The organism is Chamaesiphon sp. VAR_69_metabat_338 (assembly GCF_031423935.1).
Classification (GTDB): Bacteria; Cyanobacteriota; Cyanobacteriia; order Cyanobacteriales; family Chamaesiphonaceae; genus Chamaesiphon.
Genome location: NZ_JANPGM010000177.1, coordinates 1 through 1,729 on the forward strand (window position 1 = coordinate 1; position 1,729 = coordinate 1,729).

Sequence of the window (1,729 nt, forward strand, 5' to 3'; positions counted from 1 at the left end):
GATCGGCTGATGATGCCCAAAAGACTCATGCTGTTCGATTTCGATCGAAAATAATTCGTAAGATTTATTCGATCGCTGTTCTTTTCGGTGTGTTACAACGAAAGCGTAACGCACCCTACAATCTTCTTACAAATCATATAGAACTGCTATATGACGTAGGCTAGAATGTGACCATTACTGCTACACCCCCGACTTCTCGAAGAAGTCGGGGGTGTGTCCTAACAAGTTTGGAGATCGCTATGCTGCCAAAAATCAAAACTTATAGCTAATTTTGTCCTTGATTTCTGTGACTTTTCCAGTTGCGAACCAATTATCGAGTAATTCTTTGATTTCCGGTTCGCTGGGATGATATTTAGTTAAGACTGATTTTAAATACGTGTACAGAGTCGATCGCTTCTTCGGTCTACTTTTGGGGATAGCAGCGGATAACTTGGCGATCGCCACATCCGACAAAAAATCCTGAGAATAGGTCAACTCAGGATTGCCAGATAGCACTTCTAAACTATCGATCCGCCGACATGAAATGCCGCGTTTAGCTAAATGTTGGATCAACGGATCGAAGCCGCGATCGCGTGAGAGAATGACGTACTTAGAATTAGGGGATTGGAGGCTAATTTGCCCCAGATAAAAGACAATATGAAAGTCTAAGGCGTTGGCACCACTACCTTCGACCCCAATCCATTCGACTGCTTCGCCTAATAAATGCGCTTCTCTGACTAGCTCGAACGGAATTTTGACTTGAGCGCAGCCGACAAAAATAAAGATTTTGAGATTGGGTTTTTGGAGATCTGTTAGTCTGACTTGAGTGACATTTTCATAGTCAATAAACAGAATTGTCGCTGGCTCATGTTTTTCAACTGCGAGGGAAGTCACCATCTGATTATCGATCGAGAAAACTTGCTGGTTGTCTGTTGTCATAGTTTGGATTTTCACAAATCTCAAATCGCGCCGTAAGGTTCGATCTCACCTACTGATGACTCCAGATCGCACCAGGTTACTTCTAGTTAACCCAAATTCAGCGAGTTAACTGGTACTTCATCCCAAGATGCTACTGTGCGCAGCCGTGCGATCCAACCGAGGCGAATTTGCTCGGGGGTGAGATTGGCTAGAAAAGATTCGTGACAATCTCTGGCTAGGGCTTCGCTTCGAGACGCAATACAGGCATACATCAAGCCGCCAGGATCTAATTGTTCGTTTACCCAGATAGTTAACATTGCTGGCAGTTTTCGGTGAATATTACTCTCTAAATTTTAATCGTTCTTCAGGGGTTAATGCTTGCTAGCTATAAAGCTAATGTCCCTAATCGCCAAATTTAGCCAGGGTTTCGCCAGTGAGCCGACAAATTTTCCAGTCTGGTAATACCGTCGCACCGAGACTCTGATAAAACTCGATCGCATTCTGATTCCATTCTAGTACCGACCATTCTAGCCGCCCACAACCGCGATCGACGGCAATTTTGGCCACAGCAGTCAGCAAGGCTTTGCCGACCCCTTGACGGCGATATTCGGGACGAACGAAGACATCTTCGAGGTAGAGTCCCGGTTGAGTGAGAAAGGTCGAGTAATTGTGAAAAAAGAGGGCAAACCCAATCGCCTGGTTATCTAATTCCGCAACAATTGCCTCAGCATAAGGTCGATCGCCAAATAAATGCGATCGCAATAGTTCGGTATTTCCCGTCACCCGATCGCTCAATTTCTCATAAGCTGCCAATCCCCGAATTAAATCGAAA

Annotated in this window: 3 protein-coding genes; all 3 read right to left on the reverse strand. The window is 44.9% G+C overall.

All coding sequences use genetic code 11. The features are described 5' to 3' along the window. Window positions 1-252 precede the first annotated feature (252 nt). A complete protein-coding gene (locus RMO84_RS05225; RefSeq protein ID WP_310487417.1) occupies window positions 253-933 on the reverse strand; it encodes a PIN domain-containing protein in 681 nt (226 codons plus the stop codon). Between the two features lie 71 nt (window positions 934-1,004). Continuing rightward, the gene (locus RMO84_RS05230) at window positions 1,005-1,214 is read right to left on the reverse strand and encodes a glycogen debranching protein (RefSeq protein WP_310487418.1); all 210 of its coding nucleotides are present in this window, start codon (window positions 1,212-1,214) and stop codon (window positions 1,005-1,007) included. Window positions 1,215-1,299: 85 nt separating this feature from the next. Continuing rightward, window positions 1,300-1,729 (reverse strand): GNAT family N-acetyltransferase (locus tag RMO84_RS05235; RefSeq protein WP_310487419.1); only part of this gene is annotated, 430 nt, incomplete at its 5' end.

What these genes read in the sequence shown, in the direction of transcription:
- RMO84_RS05230 (WP_310487418.1), bottom strand. Translation starts at nt 1,214, where the DNA reads ATGTTAACTATCTGGGTAAACGAACAATTAGATCCTGGCGGCTTGATG.